17 protein-coding genes are annotated in these 18,911 nt (G+C 50.6%); all 17 read right to left on the bottom strand.

What is annotated here, in order from left to right:
- Nucleotides 1–97: 97 nt before the first annotated feature.
- The 17 genes from DWY93_RS03095 to plsY all read right to left on the bottom strand — a co-directional run bounded on the left by DWY93_RS03095 (nt 98) and on the right by plsY (nt 18,911).
- Nucleotides 98–1,570 (bottom strand): tripartite tricarboxylate transporter permease, encoded by a 1,473-nt coding sequence (locus tag DWY93_RS03095; protein ID WP_015554307.1) that lies wholly within the window; start codon nt 1,568–1,570, stop codon nt 98–100.
- Between the two features lie 16 nt (nt 1,571–1,586).
- Nucleotides 1,587–2,051, bottom strand: a complete 465-nt coding sequence (locus DWY93_RS03090) for a tripartite tricarboxylate transporter TctB family protein (RefSeq protein ID WP_021904345.1) — start codon at nt 2,049–2,051, stop codon at nt 1,587–1,589.
- A gap of 108 nt (nt 2,052–2,159) precedes the next feature.
- On the bottom strand, nt 2,160–3,227 hold the full coding sequence (locus tag DWY93_RS03085) for a tripartite tricarboxylate transporter substrate binding protein (protein WP_117469482.1): 1,068 nt from the start codon (nt 3,225–3,227) through the stop codon (nt 2,160–2,162).
- Nucleotides 3,228–3,488: 261 nt separating this feature from the next.
- Nucleotides 3,489–4,961, bottom strand: coding sequence for a tripartite tricarboxylate transporter permease (locus DWY93_RS03080; protein WP_117471764.1), 1,473 nt, complete (start codon nt 4,959–4,961; stop codon nt 3,489–3,491).
- A 12-nt stretch (nt 4,962–4,973) separates the two neighbouring features.
- Nucleotides 4,974–5,438, bottom strand: coding sequence for a tripartite tricarboxylate transporter TctB family protein (locus DWY93_RS03075; RefSeq protein ID WP_117471763.1), 465 nt, complete (start codon nt 5,436–5,438; stop codon nt 4,974–4,976).
- A 113-nt stretch (nt 5,439–5,551) separates the two neighbouring features.
- Entirely contained in the window at nt 5,552–6,610 is a 1,059-nt protein-coding gene (locus DWY93_RS03070) for a tripartite tricarboxylate transporter substrate binding protein (protein ID WP_117471762.1), read from the bottom strand.
- Nucleotides 6,611–6,802: 192 nt separating this feature from the next.
- Nucleotides 6,803–7,813, bottom strand: a complete 1,011-nt coding sequence (locus DWY93_RS03065; protein WP_117471761.1) for a 2-dehydro-3-deoxygalactonokinase — start codon at nt 7,811–7,813, stop codon at nt 6,803–6,805.
- Nucleotides 7,814–7,836: 23 nt separating this feature from the next.
- Nucleotides 7,837–8,487 (bottom strand): bifunctional 4-hydroxy-2-oxoglutarate aldolase/2-dehydro-3-deoxy-phosphogluconate aldolase, encoded by a 651-nt coding sequence (locus DWY93_RS03060; RefSeq protein ID WP_117471760.1) that lies wholly within the window; start codon nt 8,485–8,487, stop codon nt 7,837–7,839.
- Nucleotides 8,488–8,711: 224 nt separating this feature from the next.
- Nucleotides 8,712–8,888, bottom strand: coding sequence for a 30S ribosomal protein S21 (rpsU, locus tag DWY93_RS03055; RefSeq protein ID WP_003504099.1), 177 nt, complete (start codon nt 8,886–8,888; stop codon nt 8,712–8,714).
- A 163-nt stretch (nt 8,889–9,051) separates the two neighbouring features.
- On the bottom strand, nt 9,052–11,706 hold the full coding sequence (alaS, locus tag DWY93_RS03050) for an alanine--tRNA ligase (RefSeq protein ID WP_117471759.1): 2,655 nt from the start codon (nt 11,704–11,706) through the stop codon (nt 9,052–9,054).
- A gap of 15 nt (nt 11,707–11,721) precedes the next feature.
- Complete coding sequence (locus DWY93_RS17770; RefSeq protein WP_021904334.1) at nt 11,722–11,844, bottom strand: hypothetical protein; 123 nt, start codon at nt 11,842–11,844, stop codon at nt 11,722–11,724.
- 304 nt (nt 11,845–12,148) lie between these two features.
- The gene (locus DWY93_RS03045; protein ID WP_117471758.1) at nt 12,149–13,072 is read right to left on the bottom strand and encodes a lysozyme inhibitor LprI family protein; all 924 of its coding nucleotides are present in this window, start codon (nt 13,070–13,072) and stop codon (nt 12,149–12,151) included.
- A 132-nt stretch (nt 13,073–13,204) separates the two neighbouring features.
- A complete protein-coding gene (rnhA, locus tag DWY93_RS03040; RefSeq protein WP_015554296.1) occupies nt 13,205–13,684 on the bottom strand; it encodes a ribonuclease HI in 480 nt (159 codons plus the stop codon).
- 70 nt (nt 13,685–13,754) lie between these two features.
- A complete protein-coding gene (locus tag DWY93_RS03035; protein ID WP_117471757.1) occupies nt 13,755–15,356 on the bottom strand; it encodes an MBL fold metallo-hydrolase in 1,602 nt (533 codons plus the stop codon).
- Between the two features lie 244 nt (nt 15,357–15,600).
- Nucleotides 15,601–17,073, bottom strand: a complete 1,473-nt coding sequence (gene spoIVA / locus DWY93_RS03030; RefSeq protein ID WP_117471756.1) for a stage IV sporulation protein A — start codon at nt 17,071–17,073, stop codon at nt 15,601–15,603.
- Between the two features lie 123 nt (nt 17,074–17,196).
- Complete coding sequence (locus DWY93_RS03025) at nt 17,197–18,204, bottom strand: NAD(P)H-dependent glycerol-3-phosphate dehydrogenase (protein WP_117471755.1); 1,008 nt, start codon at nt 18,202–18,204, stop codon at nt 17,197–17,199.
- A 71-nt stretch (nt 18,205–18,275) separates the two neighbouring features.
- Entirely contained in the window at nt 18,276–18,911 is a 636-nt protein-coding gene (gene plsY, locus DWY93_RS03020; protein ID WP_015554292.1) for a glycerol-3-phosphate 1-O-acyltransferase PlsY, read from the bottom strand.

Genomic DNA, 18,911 nt, shown 5'->3' with positions numbered 1-18,911 from the left:
CATATACAGGAAATTCCTCAAAATTTTCTATTACAAAAGCCGCCCCTCTCCCCGGCACAAAACCGGAGAGCAGACGCGGCTTAAAAATTCACAATTTTTAATTTGTTTTCTTCTTTAACTGTCCGCGGATCGCACCAAACAGTGTGAACGCGATCAGGGCAAGAAAGAACCAGCAGATCGGGGTGTTGAAGAATACGACCGGGTTACCACTGGACTTTAACAGTGCGGTACGGAAATTCTTCTCAGCCATCGGCCCTAAGATCAGGCCGAGGATCGCCGGGCTTGTCGGGATCTTTACTTTACCCATGAGCCAGCCGATCACGCCTGCAATCAACATCGTTCCCACATCGTAGAAGTTACTTCTCATCGCGTAGCTTCCTACGACGCAGAGGATGAAAATGACCGGTGTAAGGATCGTCTTCGGAACGCTCAATACCTTTGTGAAAAGGCGGATGCAGGAGAATCCGAGGAGTACCATGATGGTGTTTGCCACAAACATTCCAAGGAAGATCGTATAAACGAGGACCTTGTTTGTCTTAAAGAGCATCGGTCCCGGGGTAAGACCCTGGATCGTCAACGCACCGATCATGATAGCTGCTACGGCATCACCCGGAACACCGAGTGTCAGCATCGGGATCATGGCACCACCGGTTACACCGTTGTTACCACCCTCAGAAGCAGCTACTGCCTCCGGGCTTCCTTTACCGAACTGTTCCGGATGTTTGGACATGCCGCGGGCAGTGTTGTATCCAACGAAGGATCCGATATCGGCACCGGCACCAGGGATGATACCGATCATGGTTCCGATGAGGCCCGTAACCGGAGCAACACGAAGGATCGTCTTCACATCCTCCTTTGTCGGAAGAAGTCTTGTTACGCTCGCATCGATCTCATCCGTGCTGTAGATATCCTCAATGGTCTCGAAAGCCTGGCTCATCGCGAAGAGGCCGATCATGACCGGAATGTACTGGATACCGGAGAGAAGGTTTGCGTTGTCTGTGAAACGGATGTAGCTTGTTACGCTGTCGATACCGACAGTAGCTGTTAAGATTCCTAAGAATCCGCAGATCAAGCCCTTTGCCATATTCTCGCCGGAGATGTTGGCAATGATACAGAGTCCGAATACCGCGAGTAAGAAGAACTCAGCAGAGCTGAACTTTAATGCAAGCTTCGCAAGCTGCGGGCTGATGAGCCATAAGCAGAGAACGCTGACAACACCGCCCACATAACTGGAAAGTGTTGCGATACCGAGTGCACGTCCTGCCTCACCGCGCTTGGAGAACTGATATCCATCAATAGCGGTTGCAGCAGAGGCCGGTGTACCCGGTGTATGTAAAAGGATCGCGGAAATAGATCCGCCATAGATTGCTCCCACGTAAATTCCAAGTAACATGAGGATACCTGCTGTGGCATCCATACCGAATGTAAGCGGCAGAAGAAGGGCTACACCCATAGTTGCGGTAAGTCCCGGCAGTGCTCCGATACAGATTCCGGCTGCTACGCCTGCGATCATGTAGAACAGTACCATGGGGCTGAACGCGCTCTGAAATACTTCTAAAAAGAAACTCATTCTGCTACCCCTTTCTTTAAATGCTGAACATACCGAAGTCGATCGGCACATTCAGGAAGTTCTTGAAAACAAAGTAAATTGCCAGGACTACGATCACGGAGATCAGTGCGTTTTTCCAGAAAGCGCCTTTATGGAACCACTGGCAGAACGCGAACAGCATGATCACTGACGGGATGATAAATCCAAGTGTAGATAATACCAGCATGTATACAAGCAGGATCGCCATGGAAATGTATACACGTTTTGTACCCGGTGTCCACATCGGAAGCTCCGGGAACTGGTCTTTTTTCATCATCAGGGTAACGACGATAAGGCCTACGGAACAGATCAGAAGAAGTGCTGCGATGATGCCCGGCCAGAGTCCCGGACCCGGAACGCCTGTACCGTAAGCTTCTGCTCTCGGATAGCCAAGACAGGTAACGATCACATAAACAGCTAAAGCTGCGCAGATCAGACCTGCGATAATATTTCCTTTTCTCATATTGAAACTCCATTCTAAAACAACTGTCTCACAGAGGTCTCCCTGGGGAAAGCCCTCGCAGACAAAACCGGGGTGTGGGTTTCCCACTCCCCGTTAAGTCAGTTTACATTACTGTACTTTCAGACCAAGATCTGTAACCAGAGCTGTGTATGTCTCAAGGTCAGATTTGATACGCTCCTCAAATGTAGCGCCGTCAAGAACGTCGATCACGTTGTTGGACTTGTTCATGAAGTCAACGAATGCGTCAGACTGTGCTGCCTGAGAGAAGATCTCATAGAGCTGGTCAACAACCTCGTCCGGAGTATCCTTCGGAACACCAAGACCTCTCCATGTACCAAGAACTACATCGTAACCAGCTTCCTGGCATGTCGGAACGTCCGGAATGGAATCAAGACGTTTGTCGTTCATAACTGCAAGAACCTTTAAATCGCCGGACTCAACGTAGTTAGCAACCTCAGCGTAGGAAACTGCTACTGCGTCAATATGCTCACCAAGAAGGTCTGTGATCGCACCTGCTGCTCCATCGTAAGCAACGTGTTTGAACTGAGCGCCTGTCTCTTTTGCAAGACCTGCTGCTGCAAGGTGCCAGATCGCGCCGTTACCGGAGTTACCCATGGAAACCTCGTTCTCTTTTGCGTAGTTGATGAAGTCTTCGATCGTGTTGAAACGGTCATCTTTTGCGTTTACTGTGATCGCTGCACATGCGCTGTTTACCATCATGATCGGTTTGAACATGGAATATGTAAGACCAGCGTTTGTTCCCATAGCCTCAAGAGTTGCAAGCTCTACTGTGATCATGGTAACGGTTGTGCCATCAGCCTTAGCGTTTGCGCCAGCGAGCATACCGGTTGCTCCGCCGCCGCCGGAACGGTTCTCTACGGAGATGTTTTTGAAGGAACCCTTCGCTGCGTCTGCTAAAGCACGCATAACTGTATCGGTACCGCCGCCTGCATCGTAAGGAACGATACATGTAACTGTTTTATCCTTCCATGCGGATGTGTCAACGCCAGAAGCTGCTGCCTCTGTTGCTGCCCCCTCAGCTGCTGCAGTTGTCTCTGTTTTTGCTGCCTCTGTCGCTGCTGCAGTTGTCTCTGTTTTGCTGGAGCTGCTTCCGCAAGCTGTCAGGGAGAGAGCCATAGCTGCTGCCATTGCGAGCGATACTACTCTTTTTCTCATAAAACTACTCCTTTTCTCTTTCCTAATACTTTCTTAACGATTTTTTAGGTTTCTTTATGAAATTTTTACACGACATATTGTAGACGTTTGTGAACAACTTGTCAATGGTTTTATGGAAAGTCTTCACAAAAGATACTTTCAATTCCATACGGTTTTTCATGATTTTTGTAGCTTTTTACCAAAAAAGGCGCCCTGACCGTTGGACATTAATTTCAAACCCGGTCAGGGTGCCCTGAATTTTTATACATTTTTTCTTAACGGTTATTCCGCTTTTTTCTTTATTTGTCCGCGGACCGCGCCAAACAGGGTGACCGCGATCAGGGCCAGGAAGAACCAGCAGATCGGAGTATTAAAGAATACACCCACATTCCCGCTGGACTTTAAGAGCGCGGTGCGGAAGTTCTTCTCAGCCATCGGGCCTAAGATCAGGCCGAGAATCGCCGGGCTTGTCGGGATCTTTACTTTACCCATGAGCCAGCCGATCACGCCTGCAATCAACATCGTTCCCACATCGTAGAAGTTGCTCCTCATCGCATAGCTTCCCACTACGCAGAGGATGAAGATGACCGGTGTGAGGAGCGTCTTCGGAACGCTGAGTACCTTTGTGAAAAGGCGGATACAGGAGAATCCGAGGAGCACCATGATGGTGTTTGCCACGAACATTCCAAGGAAGATCGTGTAAACGAGAACCTTGTTGGTCTTAAAGAGCATCGGTCCCGGGGTAAGACCCTGGATCGTTAACGCGCCGATCATGATAGCTGCTACAGCATCACCCGGAACACCGAGTGTCAGCATCGGGATCATGGCACCACCGGTTACACCGTTGTTGCCGCCCTCAGAAGCAGCTACGGCCTCCGGGCTTCCTTTTCCGAACAGTTCCGGATGTTTGGACATGCCGCGGGCGGTGTTGTATCCAACGAAGGATCCGATATCGGCACCTGCACCGGGGATGATACCGATGATGGTTCCGATGAGACCGGTAACCGGAGCGACCCGGAACATGGTCTTCATATCTTCTTTTGTCGGGAGAAGTCTTGTCACCGTCGCATCGATCTCGTCGGTGCTGTAGATATCCTCGATGGTCTCGAAGGCCTGGCTCATCGCGAAGAGACCGATCATGACCGGAATGTACTGGATACCGGAGAGAAGGTTCGCATTGTCTGTGAAACGGATATAGCTTGTTACGCTATCGATACCGACGGTAGCTGTTAAGATTCCTAAGAACCCGCAGATCAGGCCCTTTGCCATGTTCTCGCCGGAGATATTCGCGATGATACAAAGGCCGAATACCGCAAGTAAGAAGAACTCAGCCGAGCTGAACTTTAACGCAAGCTTTGCGAGCTGCGGGCTGATGAGCCATAAGCAGAGACAGCTCACAACACCGCCGATATAGCTGGAAAGTGTCGCAATACCGAGGGCGCGTCCCGCCTCACCGCGCTTGGAGAACTGGTATCCGTCAATGGCTGTGGCCGCGGATGCCGGTGTACCAGGCGTATGAAGGAGGATCGCAGAGATAGATCCACCGTAGATCGCGCCGACATAAATCCCAAGCAACATTAAGATACCGGATGTAGCATCCATACCGAAGGTAAGCGGAAGAAGAAGTGCTACACCCATTGTTGCGGTCAGTCCCGGAAGTGCTCCGATGCAGATACCCGCCGCAACGCCCGCGAACATGTAGAATAAGACCATCGGGCTGAACGCTGACTGTACAACTTCAAGAAAGAAACTCATATCTCAGCCCTCCTATATGCTGAACATACCGAAATCGATCGGCACGTTCAGGAAATTTTTGAATACATAGTAGATCACAAGGATCACCGCGATGGAGATCACCGCATTTTTCCAGACGGCCCCTCTGTGGAACCACTGGCAGAACGCAAACAGCATGATCACAGACGGGATGATGAATCCAACCGTGGACAACACCAACATGTAAACCAGCAGGATCGCCATGGAAATGTACACACGCTTTGTTCCCGGTGTCCACATCGGAAGCTCCGGGAGATCTTCTTTTTTCATCATCAGGGTTGCGGCGATCAGACCGACCGAGCAGATGAGGAGAAGCGCCGCGATGATGCCCGGCCAGAGTCCCGGACCCGGAACACCTGTACCGTAAGCTTCCGCCCTCGGATAACCGAGACATGTCACGATGACATAGAGGGCAACTGCCGCGCAGACAATGCCCGCAATAATATTTCCTTTTCTCATAGCTGAGACCTCGATTCTTCATAATATCGTTTTCTGCCGTACCCGGAAATTGTTTCCTCCGGCAGAGCCTCCAGATGGGAACCACGGCTGATACCGCGGCTCCCTTTTGATATTTACTGAATCTTTAATCCGAGATCGGTTACAAGAGCCTTGTAAGTGTCAAGGTCAGCAATGATCCTGTCCTCGAAGCTCGGTCCATCCATGATATCGATCACATTGTTAGACTTGTTCATGAAATCAACGAACGCGTCGGACTGTGCCGCGTCAGAGAAGATTTGGTAAAGCTGCTCTACGACGTAATCCGGTGTGCTTGCAGGAACGCCGAGGCCTCTCCATGTACCGAGAACTACATTGTAACCGGCTTCTTTACATGTCGGAACATCCGGGATCGCGTCGAGACGCTTATCATTCATAACTGCAAGGACCTTTAAATCTCCGGATTCAACATAGTTTGCAACCTCTGCGTAGGAAACCGCTACCGCATCGATATGCTCACCGAGAAGGTCTGTGATCGCACCTGCTGCTCCGTCGTAAGCGACATGCTTGAACTTCGCCCCTGTCTCCTTTGCAAGCCCTGCCGCAGCAAGATGCCAGATCGCGCCGTTACCGGAATTGCCCATGGAGACCTCGTTCTCCTTCGCGTAGTTGATGAAATCCTCGATGGTGTTGAAACGGTCGTCCTTCGCGTTTACCGTGATGGCAGAGCATGCGCTGTTTACCATCATGATCGGCTTGAACATGGAATATGTAAGTCCTGCGTTTGTCCCCATAGCCTCAAGTGTCGCGAGCTCTACCGTGATCATGGTAACGGTAGTTCCGTCTGCCGTGGCATTGGCACCCGCGAGCATGCCTGTCGCTCCGCCGCCGCCGGAACGGTTTTCAACGGAAATATTCTTGAAGGAGCCCTTCGCTGCGTCTGCTAAGGCACGCATAACTGTATCGGTACCGCCACCTGCATCGTAAGGAACGATACATGTAACCGTCTTATTCTTCCAGTCGGATACATCCACGCCGGAACCGTCAGCCTCTTTGCTCTCTGTATTTGCATTTTCAGCAGCTTTCGTCTCCTCGGCAGCTGCCGTTGTCTCTGTTGTGGTGGAATTACCGCTGCATGCGGTGAGGGATGCCGCCATTACTGCGGCGAGGGCCAGGCTTAATACTCGTTTTTTCATAACAAGTCTCTCCTTTTTAGATATTTTCTTCTGAATCTCTTCCCATTTTTTTCAGAAAGTTTAGAGATTCTTTATACATATCTATTTTAGGAAAACCAGCCCTTGCCGTCAAGCTGTCAGGCGCTTAGAACGTGTTAAGTTATGTGATAGATCAATAAAATTGATGTGAATTCTGTCTGAATTTTCGTAATTTTACTTATTTTTTTCTGTCAGAGATACAATATGCAGGGCTCCTTTGGCAGATGTAGGAACGGAGTCCTTCGGGATGAATTCCGTCACATGCCTAAAGAAATTCTCCTTAGCGAAGAGGTCCATGAGAGCTTCTCTCAGAGGATTCTTCCCGTAGATCACAACCGTTGTATCAGCATCGCATTTTAACGCGCTGCTGTTCTTTACGGCCTCCATATCGTTCTGTAAGACAGCGCCGAGAACATAGCTTGCGATCTTCGTCTTATCCGGCTCCGCGAAGGTATTTAAGATCCTTGCAGAGAAACATGCGCGGCCGATTCCCGTCTTCCTGGCAGTCTCGTATCCCGCGAGAACATACTCTTTCGCATAAGTCTCCTCAGAAGCGAAGGAATGTCCAACCGCATCCGCGATCAGGGTATCGTTTGTGATAACGGAGAGGAGCTCTCCCGTGATCGTTGTGAGGCAGCCAGTGATCTTTCCGTCGCGGTCCACGGAGACAAACTTCGTGTGGGAACCAGGAAGAACGAGAAGATACGGTTGTCCCTTTGGAAGGCTCTCGATCACAGCAACGGTCTCAACCTCCTCGCCGCGCATCATATCCATCGACTCGAAGGTCGTAAGATCCAGCTTTCCGTCGCGGTTTTTCACTCCCGGGATAAAGAGGATCGGGAGCGGGCATACATCCTCGATAAGAACACTCTTTGCCGCCTTCGCAAGGTCCTCTGCAGATGCCGGGGCAACCACGTGAGGGATCTCTGTGAGTCCCACGTTGGAGGTGATCATTCCGGACGCAGCGACCTGCTTTACATCGTCATATGTAATATCAGCCTGCTTTAAGACATCCTCAAGACAGCCCTTGATTGCTGCCTTTAAGCGGTTATTATTACCGTCGATAGCGGTGATGCGGACACCGATCTCGGATTTTGCGGATGCCACTGCCTCATATTTCTCATTAAACAGGTACACACGGGTATTCGTTGTTCCTGTGTCGATCGTGATCGTATAGTTTTTCATTTTATGACTGCTCTCCTGTTGTTTTAGTTCTCTGCTGCTTTTACATAAACCTCAGCCAAGGCCTTCAACTCATCGTATCTGCCCTCTTCGATCATCTTCTTGTTTGTAAGACTGGAACCGATTCCAAGACCGATAAAGCCAGCTTTTAAGAAGTCTGGAAGGTTCTTGTCATCCACACCGCCAACTGCGATCATCGGAACGTTGTTGATTGGTGCCATGACAGCCTTACAGTAAGAAAGACCAAGGTTTCCTGCCGGGAAAAGTTTTACAACAGATGCGCCGTAACGGTAAGCGTCAGCGATTTCAGACGGAGTCATAGCGCCCGGAATTGACTCAAGACCGCATGCTACAGTCTCTTTAATTACAGTCTCGTCCACATTCGGAGCAAGTGCGAAGGATGCGCCTGCCTCTTTCGCCGCACGAACTTCCTCCACAGACATCACGGTTCCGGCTCCGATCACCATCTTGTCCCCCAGCGCCTCGCGGACTGCGCGGATAGCGTTCGGTGTATCAATGAGCTTTGTCTCGGATTTCTGGTTAAAAGTGATCTCTAAAAGGCGGATTCCGCCATCATATAATGCCTTTGCAACATCAACGATCTTCTCGGACGGCACACCTCTTAAAATTGCGATGATCTTGTGTTCTTTGATCAGACTTTCAATTTTCTTCTCCATGATTTTTCTTCCTCCGAATTGTATAGTTTTCTTGCGGTCAGCGCAGCAGGTCTGCACGCCTGCTGCGCTGACCGCAAGAAAACAATCATTATATTTTATATTTATTTTCTAATAGTATAATACTCATACCTGCATCCGGCAACTGAATTTTTATCCACTGCGAGTATCCATATCAGGCAAAAGAAAAAGGAGCCATCCCTAAAGGAACAGCCCCTGTACGCTTATTAGTTGTACTTGCGCTTTCTTGCCGCTTCAGACTTCTTTTTACGTCTTACGCTCGGCTTTTCATAATGCTCTCTTTTACGAATCTCCTGCTGAATACCTGCCTTTGCGCAGTTTCTTTTGAATCTGCGTAAAGCGCTGTCCAGGCTTTCGTTATCTTTAACGATTACGTTTGACATAGCTCACACCTAACCTCCCTCCAGTTGTGTAATTGTGCATAATACAACTGTTTGGGTATTTTTTAGCACTGGTATGATTATATCATAAATTACACATTCGTCAACCCGTTTTTACCGGAAAAATACATTTTTTTAAATTTTTTTGATTATATTACGATTTTAACTATTTTACCTGCTCAGAAACGACTTCCGCAACCTTTATGAGTGCGTCCGCAACGCCTTCCGGATTCTTACCGCCGGCCTGCGCCATGTTCGGACGTCCGCCGCCGCCGCCACCTACAAGACCTGCGATGGCCTTGATGAGGTTACCTGCGTGAGCGCCCTTCTTCTGGGCTTCGTCTGTCACAGCAGCCATAAGATTTACCTTGCCGTCAAGAACGGATGCGATCACAACAACGCCTTCTCCGATCTTCTCCTTTAACTGGTCGCCTAAGTTTCTTAAGCCGTTCATGTCAACGCCGTCTGCGCGGACTGCAAGGACTTTCACGCCCTTCACTTCCTGAACCTGATCCATTACATCGCCCATTGCCTCTTTGGCAAGCTTGCTCTTTAACTTCTCGTTCTCGGAGTGGAGTGTCTTGATCTCCTCCATCATGGACTCGATCTTTGTCTTTAAATCAGCCGGAGTGGACTTCGCTGCAGCTGCTGCCGCGTGAAGCTCCTGCTCTACATTCTCATAGTGATGGATCAGGCCATCGGAGGTGAGTGCCTCGATACGTCTTACACCTGCTGCTACACCAGCCTCGGAAAGGATCTTGAAGCAGCTGATCTCTGAGGTATTCTTAACGTGGGTACCGCCGCAGAGCTCTGTGGAGAAGTCTCCCATTCTTACGACACGGACCTTATCGCCGTATTTCTCTCCGAAGAGCGCCATCGCGCCTGTCTTCTTTGCGTCCTCCAGACTCATAACATCTGTAACGACCGGAAGTGCCGCGCGGATCTCTTTATTTACAATAGCCTCAACTTCCTTGATCTCATCCTGGCTCATTGCAGAGAAGTGAGTGAAGTCGAAACGAAGTCTGTCTCTTGTTACAAGGGAACCAGCCTGCTCAACGTGTGTGCCGAGTACGGTTCTTAATGCCTTGTGGAGAAGGTGGGTCGCACTGTGGTTTCTTCCGATCAGGGAACGGTTCTCCTCATTTACCTTAAGAGTTACTGTCTCACCTGTCTGGAACATACCGCTTACCATATGTCCGATATGACCGATCTTTCCGCCCTGAAGGTGGATCGTATCTTCTACCTCGAACTTGCCGTTCGCACTCTCGATCACGCCGCGGTCACCGACCTGACCGCCCATGGTTCCGTAGAATGGAGTCTCAGAGGTGATAACGCATGCTTTCTCACCGTCTGTCACCGCGTCTGCGATCTCATCCTCGCCTTCTTCATCAGCGGCAAGTCTTACGAGGGCTGTCACCTTGGACTCATCCTCAAGCTTGTCATATCCTGTGAAAGCGGATGTTAAGGATGCGTCGAGTTTCTGGTAGATATCGTCGCGTCCCATGTAGTTTGTGGTCTTTCTGGCACTTCTTGCAGTCTCTCTCTGAACCTGCATTGCCTTGTGGAAACCTTCTTCATCGACAGGGAGTCCCTTATCGTCGAGGATCTCCTTTGTTAAGTCGATCGGGAATCCGTAAGTATCGTAGAGCTTGAACGCATCCTCACCGGCAAGGACCTTTGTTCCCTTTGCTTCCATATCTTTTTCAAGATCAGCAAGGATCTCAAGACCTTTGTCGATGGTGTTGGCAAAACGCTCTTCCTCCTGGTCGATCACGCGGAGGATCATATCTTTCTTCTCCTCTAACTCCGGATAACCGCCCTTGGAGAGATCAATAACGACCTGTGCAAGCTTTGTCATGAAGTTTCCCTCGATGCCGAGGATACGTCCGTGACGTGCTGCTCTTCTTAAAAGTCTGCGGAATACATAACCTCTGCCCTCGTTGGACGGCATGATTCCGTCAGATGCCATAAATGTGCAGCTCTTTACGTGGTCAGCGATAATACGGAGAGAAACGTCCTTCTTGTCGTCCTCCTCGTATCTGCAGTGTGCAAGAGCGCCTACCTCGTCCATCAGGGCACGGTTTGTATCTACATCGAAAAGGGATGCCACATCCTGGCAGACAACAGCCAGTCTCTCGAGTCCCATACCTGTATCGATGTTCTTCTGGATCAGATCAGTGTAATTTCCGTGTCCGTCATTGTTGAACTGGGAGAATACAACATTCCATACTTCCATGAAACGGTCTCCCTCGCCGCCCATAACGTCCTCCGGGCCTGTACCATACTTCTCTCCGCGGTCATAGTAAATCTCAGAGCACGGGCCGCACGGACCTGCGCCATGCTCCCAGAAGTTGTCTTCTTTGCCAAAACGGTAGATTCTCTCTTTCGGGATTCCGATCTCCTCGTTCCAGATGCGGAAAGCCTCATCATCGTCAAGGTAAACGGACGGATAGAGACGGTCTGCCGGGATTCCTACGCATTCAGTCAGGAACTCCCATGCCCAGTGGATCGCTTCTGTCTTGAAGTAATCGCCGAAGGAGAAGTTTCCCAACATTTCGAAGAATGTGCCGTGGCGGGCTGTCTTACCGATATTTTCGATATCGCCGGTACGGATACATTTCTGGCATGTGGTGACTCTGCGTCTCGGCGGGATCTCCTGGCCTGTGAAGTACGGCTTTAACGGTGCCATACCGGAGTTGATCAAAAGTAAGCTGTTATCGTTGTGCGGAACGAGGGAGAAACTCTTCATCGCAAGATGTTCCTTGCTCTCGAAGAATTCAAGGAACATTCTCCTCAGTTCGTTTACACCATATTTCTGCATGGTACTGCCTCCTGGTTACTGTTGTGTACTTTTTTTATCTCTGAATTTCTTACCCAGAACGATACCCGCCAGGGCAACTGCGGCCAGAATCACAGCCTCTAAAGCTGTTGAAATAAATGATGCGAAAAATGCGGACATAAAAACGCCTCCTTCTCCGGCTGTCTAAAATTCAGACGCCTGTGTTTAAAATGACACATTTGTACAGTTTCTATTATATTATTTTTTCGGGATCTGCCCATAAAGCCGGTGCGCCGATCTTCTGCGCAGATTCTCATAACTTATACTATAATCGTTTCTCGTTCTGTTGGCAAGATGTTTTTTCTGTTCCGTGGCATTCTGGTGGACCTTTTCTGCCGTCAAACGGCTTTTCTGTCACTTCTTCATAAGTGAAACCGGCGCATCTGAATTTTTTAGTGATTCAAATGCGCCGATGTGTCGTCTTTTATTTTTTCTCAGGCTCCAGGTAATCCCCATAATTTTCCAGCAGTTCATAGCATCGGTCCATCGTCACGCTCGCTGATGTGCGGACATACTCGATGCTCTGGGATGGTGTGCTGTTTGACTTCGCACTGGCTTTATCCGCCGCCAGGTCGCGCTTTCGAATCCACTCCACTTCTTCCCGGCGGAGCGCTTCCGCTGCACTCTCGTCCATCTCTTTATGGATGCTTGAATAGATCAGGTTCAGCTCGCGGTCCCAGAGATTTCTCACATATTCCGCCGTCGCATACCGGGAGGTCTGACTCATCGTCTGGTCATCCTGGTACTTTTCCGCCTCAATTCTAACCGCCTCAAGGCGCTCCTCCAGATCAGAACGTGTGTATTCGATCACAAGTTTTGCTTCCCCTGCATTTTCCGATGCTGTGCTGTCCGGTTCCAGCGGGGACTTGACCGTCTCTTCCACCGGTATCCCTGCCGCCTCGCCTGTGCCTCCGCTCACCGCCAGCTGATCATTATCCGCCAGCGACAGGTCGCTGACCTCCGCATCGGGAGCTTCTGCCGCTGCGTTTTCTTTCGTCGCAGATTCTTTCATCCTTGTTTCAGTATCAGAAGCTTCTCCCCCATCTTCCGGTCCCCGGCTGGCTTTTGCATCCGCGTGGTACAGGGCGATCCCGTTATCGGCAGGGCCGCACGCCGGAGCTGGCGCATTCTGGGCTGCCGGGGTATTTTCTGCCACCTTCATCCGATTCTCTGTCATATAGGGATTCCCGGAATTTCCCGCATCCGGCTGCATGGCATCCGCCTCGAAACCGACGACAGCCGCGGTATTCACCCCATGGGAAGAAACAAATTTTTCCATTTCCCATGTGGCGGATACCCCGGCCATCAGGATTCCAATAATTATCAACCATATTCTGCGTCTGCTCATATGTGCCCTCTCGATTTTTCAGGTAACTTTTGTTCTACTAAAAAGATACCATATCGTGAGATCTTTGTGAACAAAAAACGCAAATTAGTAATACATTGTAAGACTTTTGTAAAAAACAGCGTAGCTGCCTTTTTAGTTACTAAGCCCCGTATCCACCAACAGATCCCCACCATCCGCAGCGCTGGTGGCCAGGCGGTCACAGCGCTCGTTTCCGGGATGACCGTCATGGCCCTTGACCCAGTGGAACGTCACTTTATGCGGGTTCATCGCGACGAGCAGCCGTTTCCAGAGGTCCGAATTTTTTACCGGTCCCGTCTTAGGGCGGACCCAGTTATGCTTAACCCAGCCGTCGATCCATTTCTGGTTGAAAGCGTCCACGAGATATTTCGAATCGGAATAAAGGTCTACCTCACAGGACCGGTTTAACGCTTCAAGTCCCACGATCGCTGCCATAAGTTCCATCCGGTTATTGGTTGTCCGCACATATCCCGCGGACAATTCCTTTTCGTGGAGAGTCCCATTTTTATCAATAAACTGGAGCACCGCTCCGTATCCGCCCGGCCCGTCTGGATTTCCGCGGGCCGCTCCGTCCGTATAAAGTGTTACTTTCATGTCTATTTTGTAATTCCTCTCAGATGTCTTATTTTATATGATTCCGGAATTCAGACGGCTCAAGCCGCAGTTACAGATCCCACTTCTCGCAGAGCGCGTTGACCTCTGCCGTAAATTTCTTGATATCCTTGTTCGCGCAGTCGCGGTTCTTCTGGATGATCCGCATCAGGCGCTCGCCTGCAGCCACAAGAAGAGCAAAGATGGACCTATTCTCCTTCTGTCTCGCTGTCTCCTTCTGGATTGGAATACCGACGGTCTGTTTGAGCCACGCACCCGCGGCAAGGTCAAACTCTGATCCCGAGAACGGTGCGTCCGCCACAAGATCGTAGTCCGAGCGCAGGAGGTTCGCGAACTTCGTGCATACGAGATCGTCTCCGTGTACCATAAACACACGGTCCGGTTTCTTCTTAAAGGCGTTGATCCAGGTGAGAAGTCCTTCCCTGTCCGCATGACCAGAAAGTCCGTCCAGGCACACGATCTCCGCTTCTACATCGATGGTCTCACCGAATAGTTTTACGACTTCCGCCCCCTCAATGAGGCTCCTTCCCAGAGTTCCGACAGCCTGGTATCCGGCGAACACGATCGTACACTCCTGTCTCCAGAGATTATGTTTTAAGTGGTGGCGGATTCGTCCGGCATCACACATACCCGCCGCGGAGATAATGACCTTCGGCTCGGAGTCGAAGTTGATCGCCTTGGAATCGTCGCTGCTGACGGAAAGATTTAATCCCGGGAATGCGATCGGGTTGATTCCCCTGTTCACAAGATCCATCGCCTCCTCGTCAAAGCACTCGGAAATGTTCTTATTGAACACATGGGTCGCCTCGACGGCCAACGGGCTGTCCACATAAACCGGGAATCCGTCATGTCCGGTGACAAGGCCCTCTTCCTTGATCTTACGGATAAAGTAGAGGATCTCCTGGGTCCTGCCCACTGCAAAGGCCGGGATCACAACGTTTCCGTGACGGTCCAGGGTTCTCTGGATGATCTTCGCGAACTCCTCGATATGCTCGTGGGTCCGGTCGTGGGAACGGTCACCGTAGGTACACTCCATTACCACATAGTCGGCCTCATCCGTGTACTGCGGATCCTTGATCAGAGGTTTGTTCTTGTTCCCGATATCACCAGAGAAAACAATCTTCTTCTGTACGCCGTCCTCATCGATCCAGACTTCAATGGACGCGGATCCAAGCAGGTGACCCACATCCGTAAACCGTACTTTCAATCCATCGCAGATCGTCAGGATATCACCATAATGGCATGGCACGAAATGCTTTAAAACGCCTTCCGCGTCGTTTACCGTGTAGAGCGCCTGGACCTCCGGGTTTCCGGCACGTCTTGCCTTTCTGTTCTTCCACTCAGCCTCCATTTCCTGAATGTGGGCACTGTCTTTCAACATAATGTTACAGAGATCGCAGGTGGCCTGTGTGGCGAATATCTGCCCCTTAAAGCCCTTCGCATAGATCAGTGGAAGCAGGCCTGTGTGATCGATGTGGGCGTGGGTGATAAAGATGTAGTCCACATCGGAGAACGGGATCGGAAGCTCCGCGTTCTCATAGACGTTTCCGCCCTGTTCCATACCGTAATCAACAAGAATGTTCTTTCCCGCCGCATTCAGATAATGACAGCTTCCAGTCACTTCATGATCTGCACCGATAAATGTCAGTTTCATGGAACTCCTCCTTTCGCGGCGAAATCTGGAAACTCATGCAAACATCCTATTCCTGTGGTCGATATACAGAAATATCCATTTTTCCCAACCGGGCAGTGTCCGCAACCCTTTTCACGTTCACCGCGGATTTTATCCTTCAGGTTTCTGCCGCAAATACTGTAATTTCAGCATCGTTTTGCAAAATTCGATGAAAATCTTCGTTTTTGCAAATCAGCTGTATTATTTGCATCTATTATAGCAAATTTCAGATAATTATGCAAATCATTCCGCCATTACTGTCATTAATAATTTTCTGCAGCGTATCCTGAAGTTTCATCTGACAGTCCTCCGTCATCTGGGCGATCTTCGCCTGCATGCCGTCCTCAACAATCTGTTCCACGGACTTTCCGAAGATATTCGTATCCCAGACACCTTCCTCCGTCGCTTCCCCGTCCTTTATGTACGCGATCAAGTCCTTCGCCTGCTGCTCGTTCCCAACGATCGGCGCGATCTCCGTCTCGATCCTGGCCTTTATGAGATTGATGGAGGGTGCCTGAGCATGGATCTTCACACCGTACTTGCTGCCATGACGGATCAGCTCCGGCTCATCTAAGGAGATCTCCGTCTTATCCGGCAGGACGATTCCGTAGCCCTTCTGGCGCACCTCCACCAGGGCGTTTCTCACCTTCTCATACTCTTCCTTCATCCCGGCAGATTCCTTTAAGATTTTAAACAGGCTGTACTCATCCCGCACCGGCAGGCCGGAAATATCGCTTAAGACCTCAAAGTATGCCGCCTCATCCATCAAGACCCGGATTGTCACCCGGCCGCTCGCAAGATCCAGCTCATCCGCGATCAGTTTTTTCACTGCCTGATCTGTTTCCGGCACAGCCTCCTTCGGCACGTCCTTCATCTGGACGGATGTCTTCAGGAGTTTTCCCGCCTCCATGATCAAACCTGCCTTTAACGCATGATCATCCGGCAGGATCTCCACCCATTTCGGGATCTCAAAGTCGAGCTCTGTCACCGGGAACTCCAGGAGCACGGTGCCCAATATCTCCTCGATGTCTTCTCGCTTTAGCTGTTCACAGTTTGCCGCCCGCACCGGGACCCCGTACTGGTTTTCCATCTTTAACGCCAGGGCTTTCGTCTCCGCCGCATAGGGTCTTATAGAGTTTAACAGGATCAGGAACGGTTTTCCGATCTCCTTCAACTCCGAGATCGTCTGCTCCTCCGCCTCCTTAAAATCATCCCTGGAGAGTTCCCCGAAGCTGCCATCGCAGGCCACAACGATCCCGATGGTGGAATGGTCCCGGATCACCTTTCTCGTACCAATTTCCGCCGCCTGGGTGAACGGGATCTCATAATCGTACCAGGGCGTCTTCACGAGACGTTCCTCCCCGTTTTCCGTATGTCCCGCAGCACCTTCCACCATAAAACCCACACAGTCGATGAGCCGCACCTTCGCCCGGATCCCCTCCGCAAGCTCCAGCTCCGCCGCCTCCTTCGGGATAAACTTCGGCTCCGTGGTCATGATCGTCTTCCCCGCAGCACTCTGGGGAAGCTCATCCCTGGTCTGGGCCTTTTTCTGTCCGTCCGGGAGGTTCGGAAGCACAAGAAGCTCCATAAACCGCTTGATAAATGTGGATTTTCCAGTGCGCACAGGTCCCACAACACCCACATAGATCTCTCCGCCCGTCCTCGCCTCGATATCCTTGTATACATGGAAATGATCCATAAAAATACCCCCTCGCATATACTGTTGCAGTGTATGCGCGAGGGGGACATTTTATACCGGCAGAGCCTTTTCTTACGCCGCAGTACGGAAAAATACAGGCTGCTGCAAGGCTTGTTCTGACTTCTATTCCCACGGAAGATCGCTGTGCTCGATGCGCTTATCGCGGAGCATCAGGTCAGCCACCGCCTCTTTTGCAGGTTTTCCTTCAAACAGGACCTGGTTTACCTCCTCAACGATCGGCATGGAAACATTGTATTTCTTTGCGAGGGATCTCGCAGCCTTCGCTGAGTAAACGCCTTCTACCACCATCTGGACTTCCTTCATTGCTTCTTCCATCGTGTATCCTTTTCCGATGAGGATACCAGCGCGGCGGTTTCTACTGTGCATGCTGGCGCATGTCACGATCAGATCGCCGATTCCGGAAAGTCCAGTATAGGTCTGGTATTTTCCGCCCATGGCGATGCCAAGTCTCGCGATCTCCGCCATACCGCGGGTGATGAGGGCTGCTTTCGCATTGTCCCCGTAACCCAGGCCATCAGCGATTCCCGCTGCCAGGGCAACAACGTTCTTTAACGCGGCGCCTGTCTCGATCCCCAGGACATCCGGGCTCGTGTATACGCGGAACACCGGGCTGATAAATGTGGACTGGACGTACTCTGCAACGTTCTTCTTGCGGGATCCCGCAACGCAGAGCGTCGGAAGTCCGCGGCTTACCTCCTCCGCGTGGCTCGGTCCGGAAAGAACAGCTGTCTCCGCCATCGGAAGTTCTTCCTTTATGATCTGGGTCATTGTATCGAGAGTATTCTCCTCGATTCCCTTTGCCACATCCACAATGAGCTGTCCCTCTTTACAGAACGGCTTCATCTTCTGCGCCGTGCTGCGGACAAATACGGACGGAACCGCCATCACGAGAAGGTTCTTATCCTTCATCGCTTCCTCAAGGTCAGCGGTATAGATGATTCCCTCCGGCAACGTCACTCCCGGAAGATTCTTGTGAGTCCTGGTCTTTGCCATCTCCTCGATCTCCGCCGGGATCGCGGACCACAGTGTGACCTCATGTCCATTGTTTCTTAACAGCACCGCAATCGCGGTTCCCCATGTACCGGAACCGATAATACCAATTTTTTCCATGTTCAGGAACTCCTTTTCTCTTTAATCTCACTGCCCTGTACCGACTGATATTTTCGTGCTTAAGCGCTTATTCAGTTTTTCTTTCCACCCCAGAGCTTGTTCTCTGTGCCGGATAAAAGTCTTTTTATGTTCGTCTTGTGTCTCCAGATCGCCATCGCCATCAGGACGAAGGCAACGACATAAAACTCCATGAGATGATCTGCAGAGACGGTAAATGTTCCATGCGCCCCGTAGACCAGTATCTGGATAAAGAATGAGATCACCACCAGAATAGAACCAAGGGAGACATATCTTGTAATGATGACAGCTCCAAGGAACAGTGCTGCACAGACAAGCGTCACGCGCCAGTCCATGGACACGAGGATACCCGCCATGGAGGCAATTCCCTTTCCTCCCTTGAAGTTTAAATAACACGGGAAATTATGACCGAGGACAACGCCGAGACCTGCGTAGAGCACATAGAGGTCTGTGTCCGGGCTTCCCTTAAAGATGATCCGCGCCGCAAGACAGGCGAACACCGTCTTTAAAAAATCTCCCGCGAACACGATGAGCCCCGCTTTTTTTCCCATGACCCGGAGCGCATTTGTCGTTCCGGAGTTTCCGCTTCCGTAGTTTCTGATATCGATATGGTTCATCTTACCGTAAAGATATCCTGTCTGGAATAATCCAAACACATAACCCATAACAAGACAAATCACTCTGCCCAT

Origin of the sequence: Clostridium sp. AF28-12 (assembly GCF_003435225.1) — a bacterium.
GTDB lineage: Bacteria > Bacillota > Clostridia > Lachnospirales > Lachnospiraceae > Pilosibacter > Pilosibacter fragilis.
This window is presented reverse-complemented; position numbering and strand designations above follow the sequence as displayed.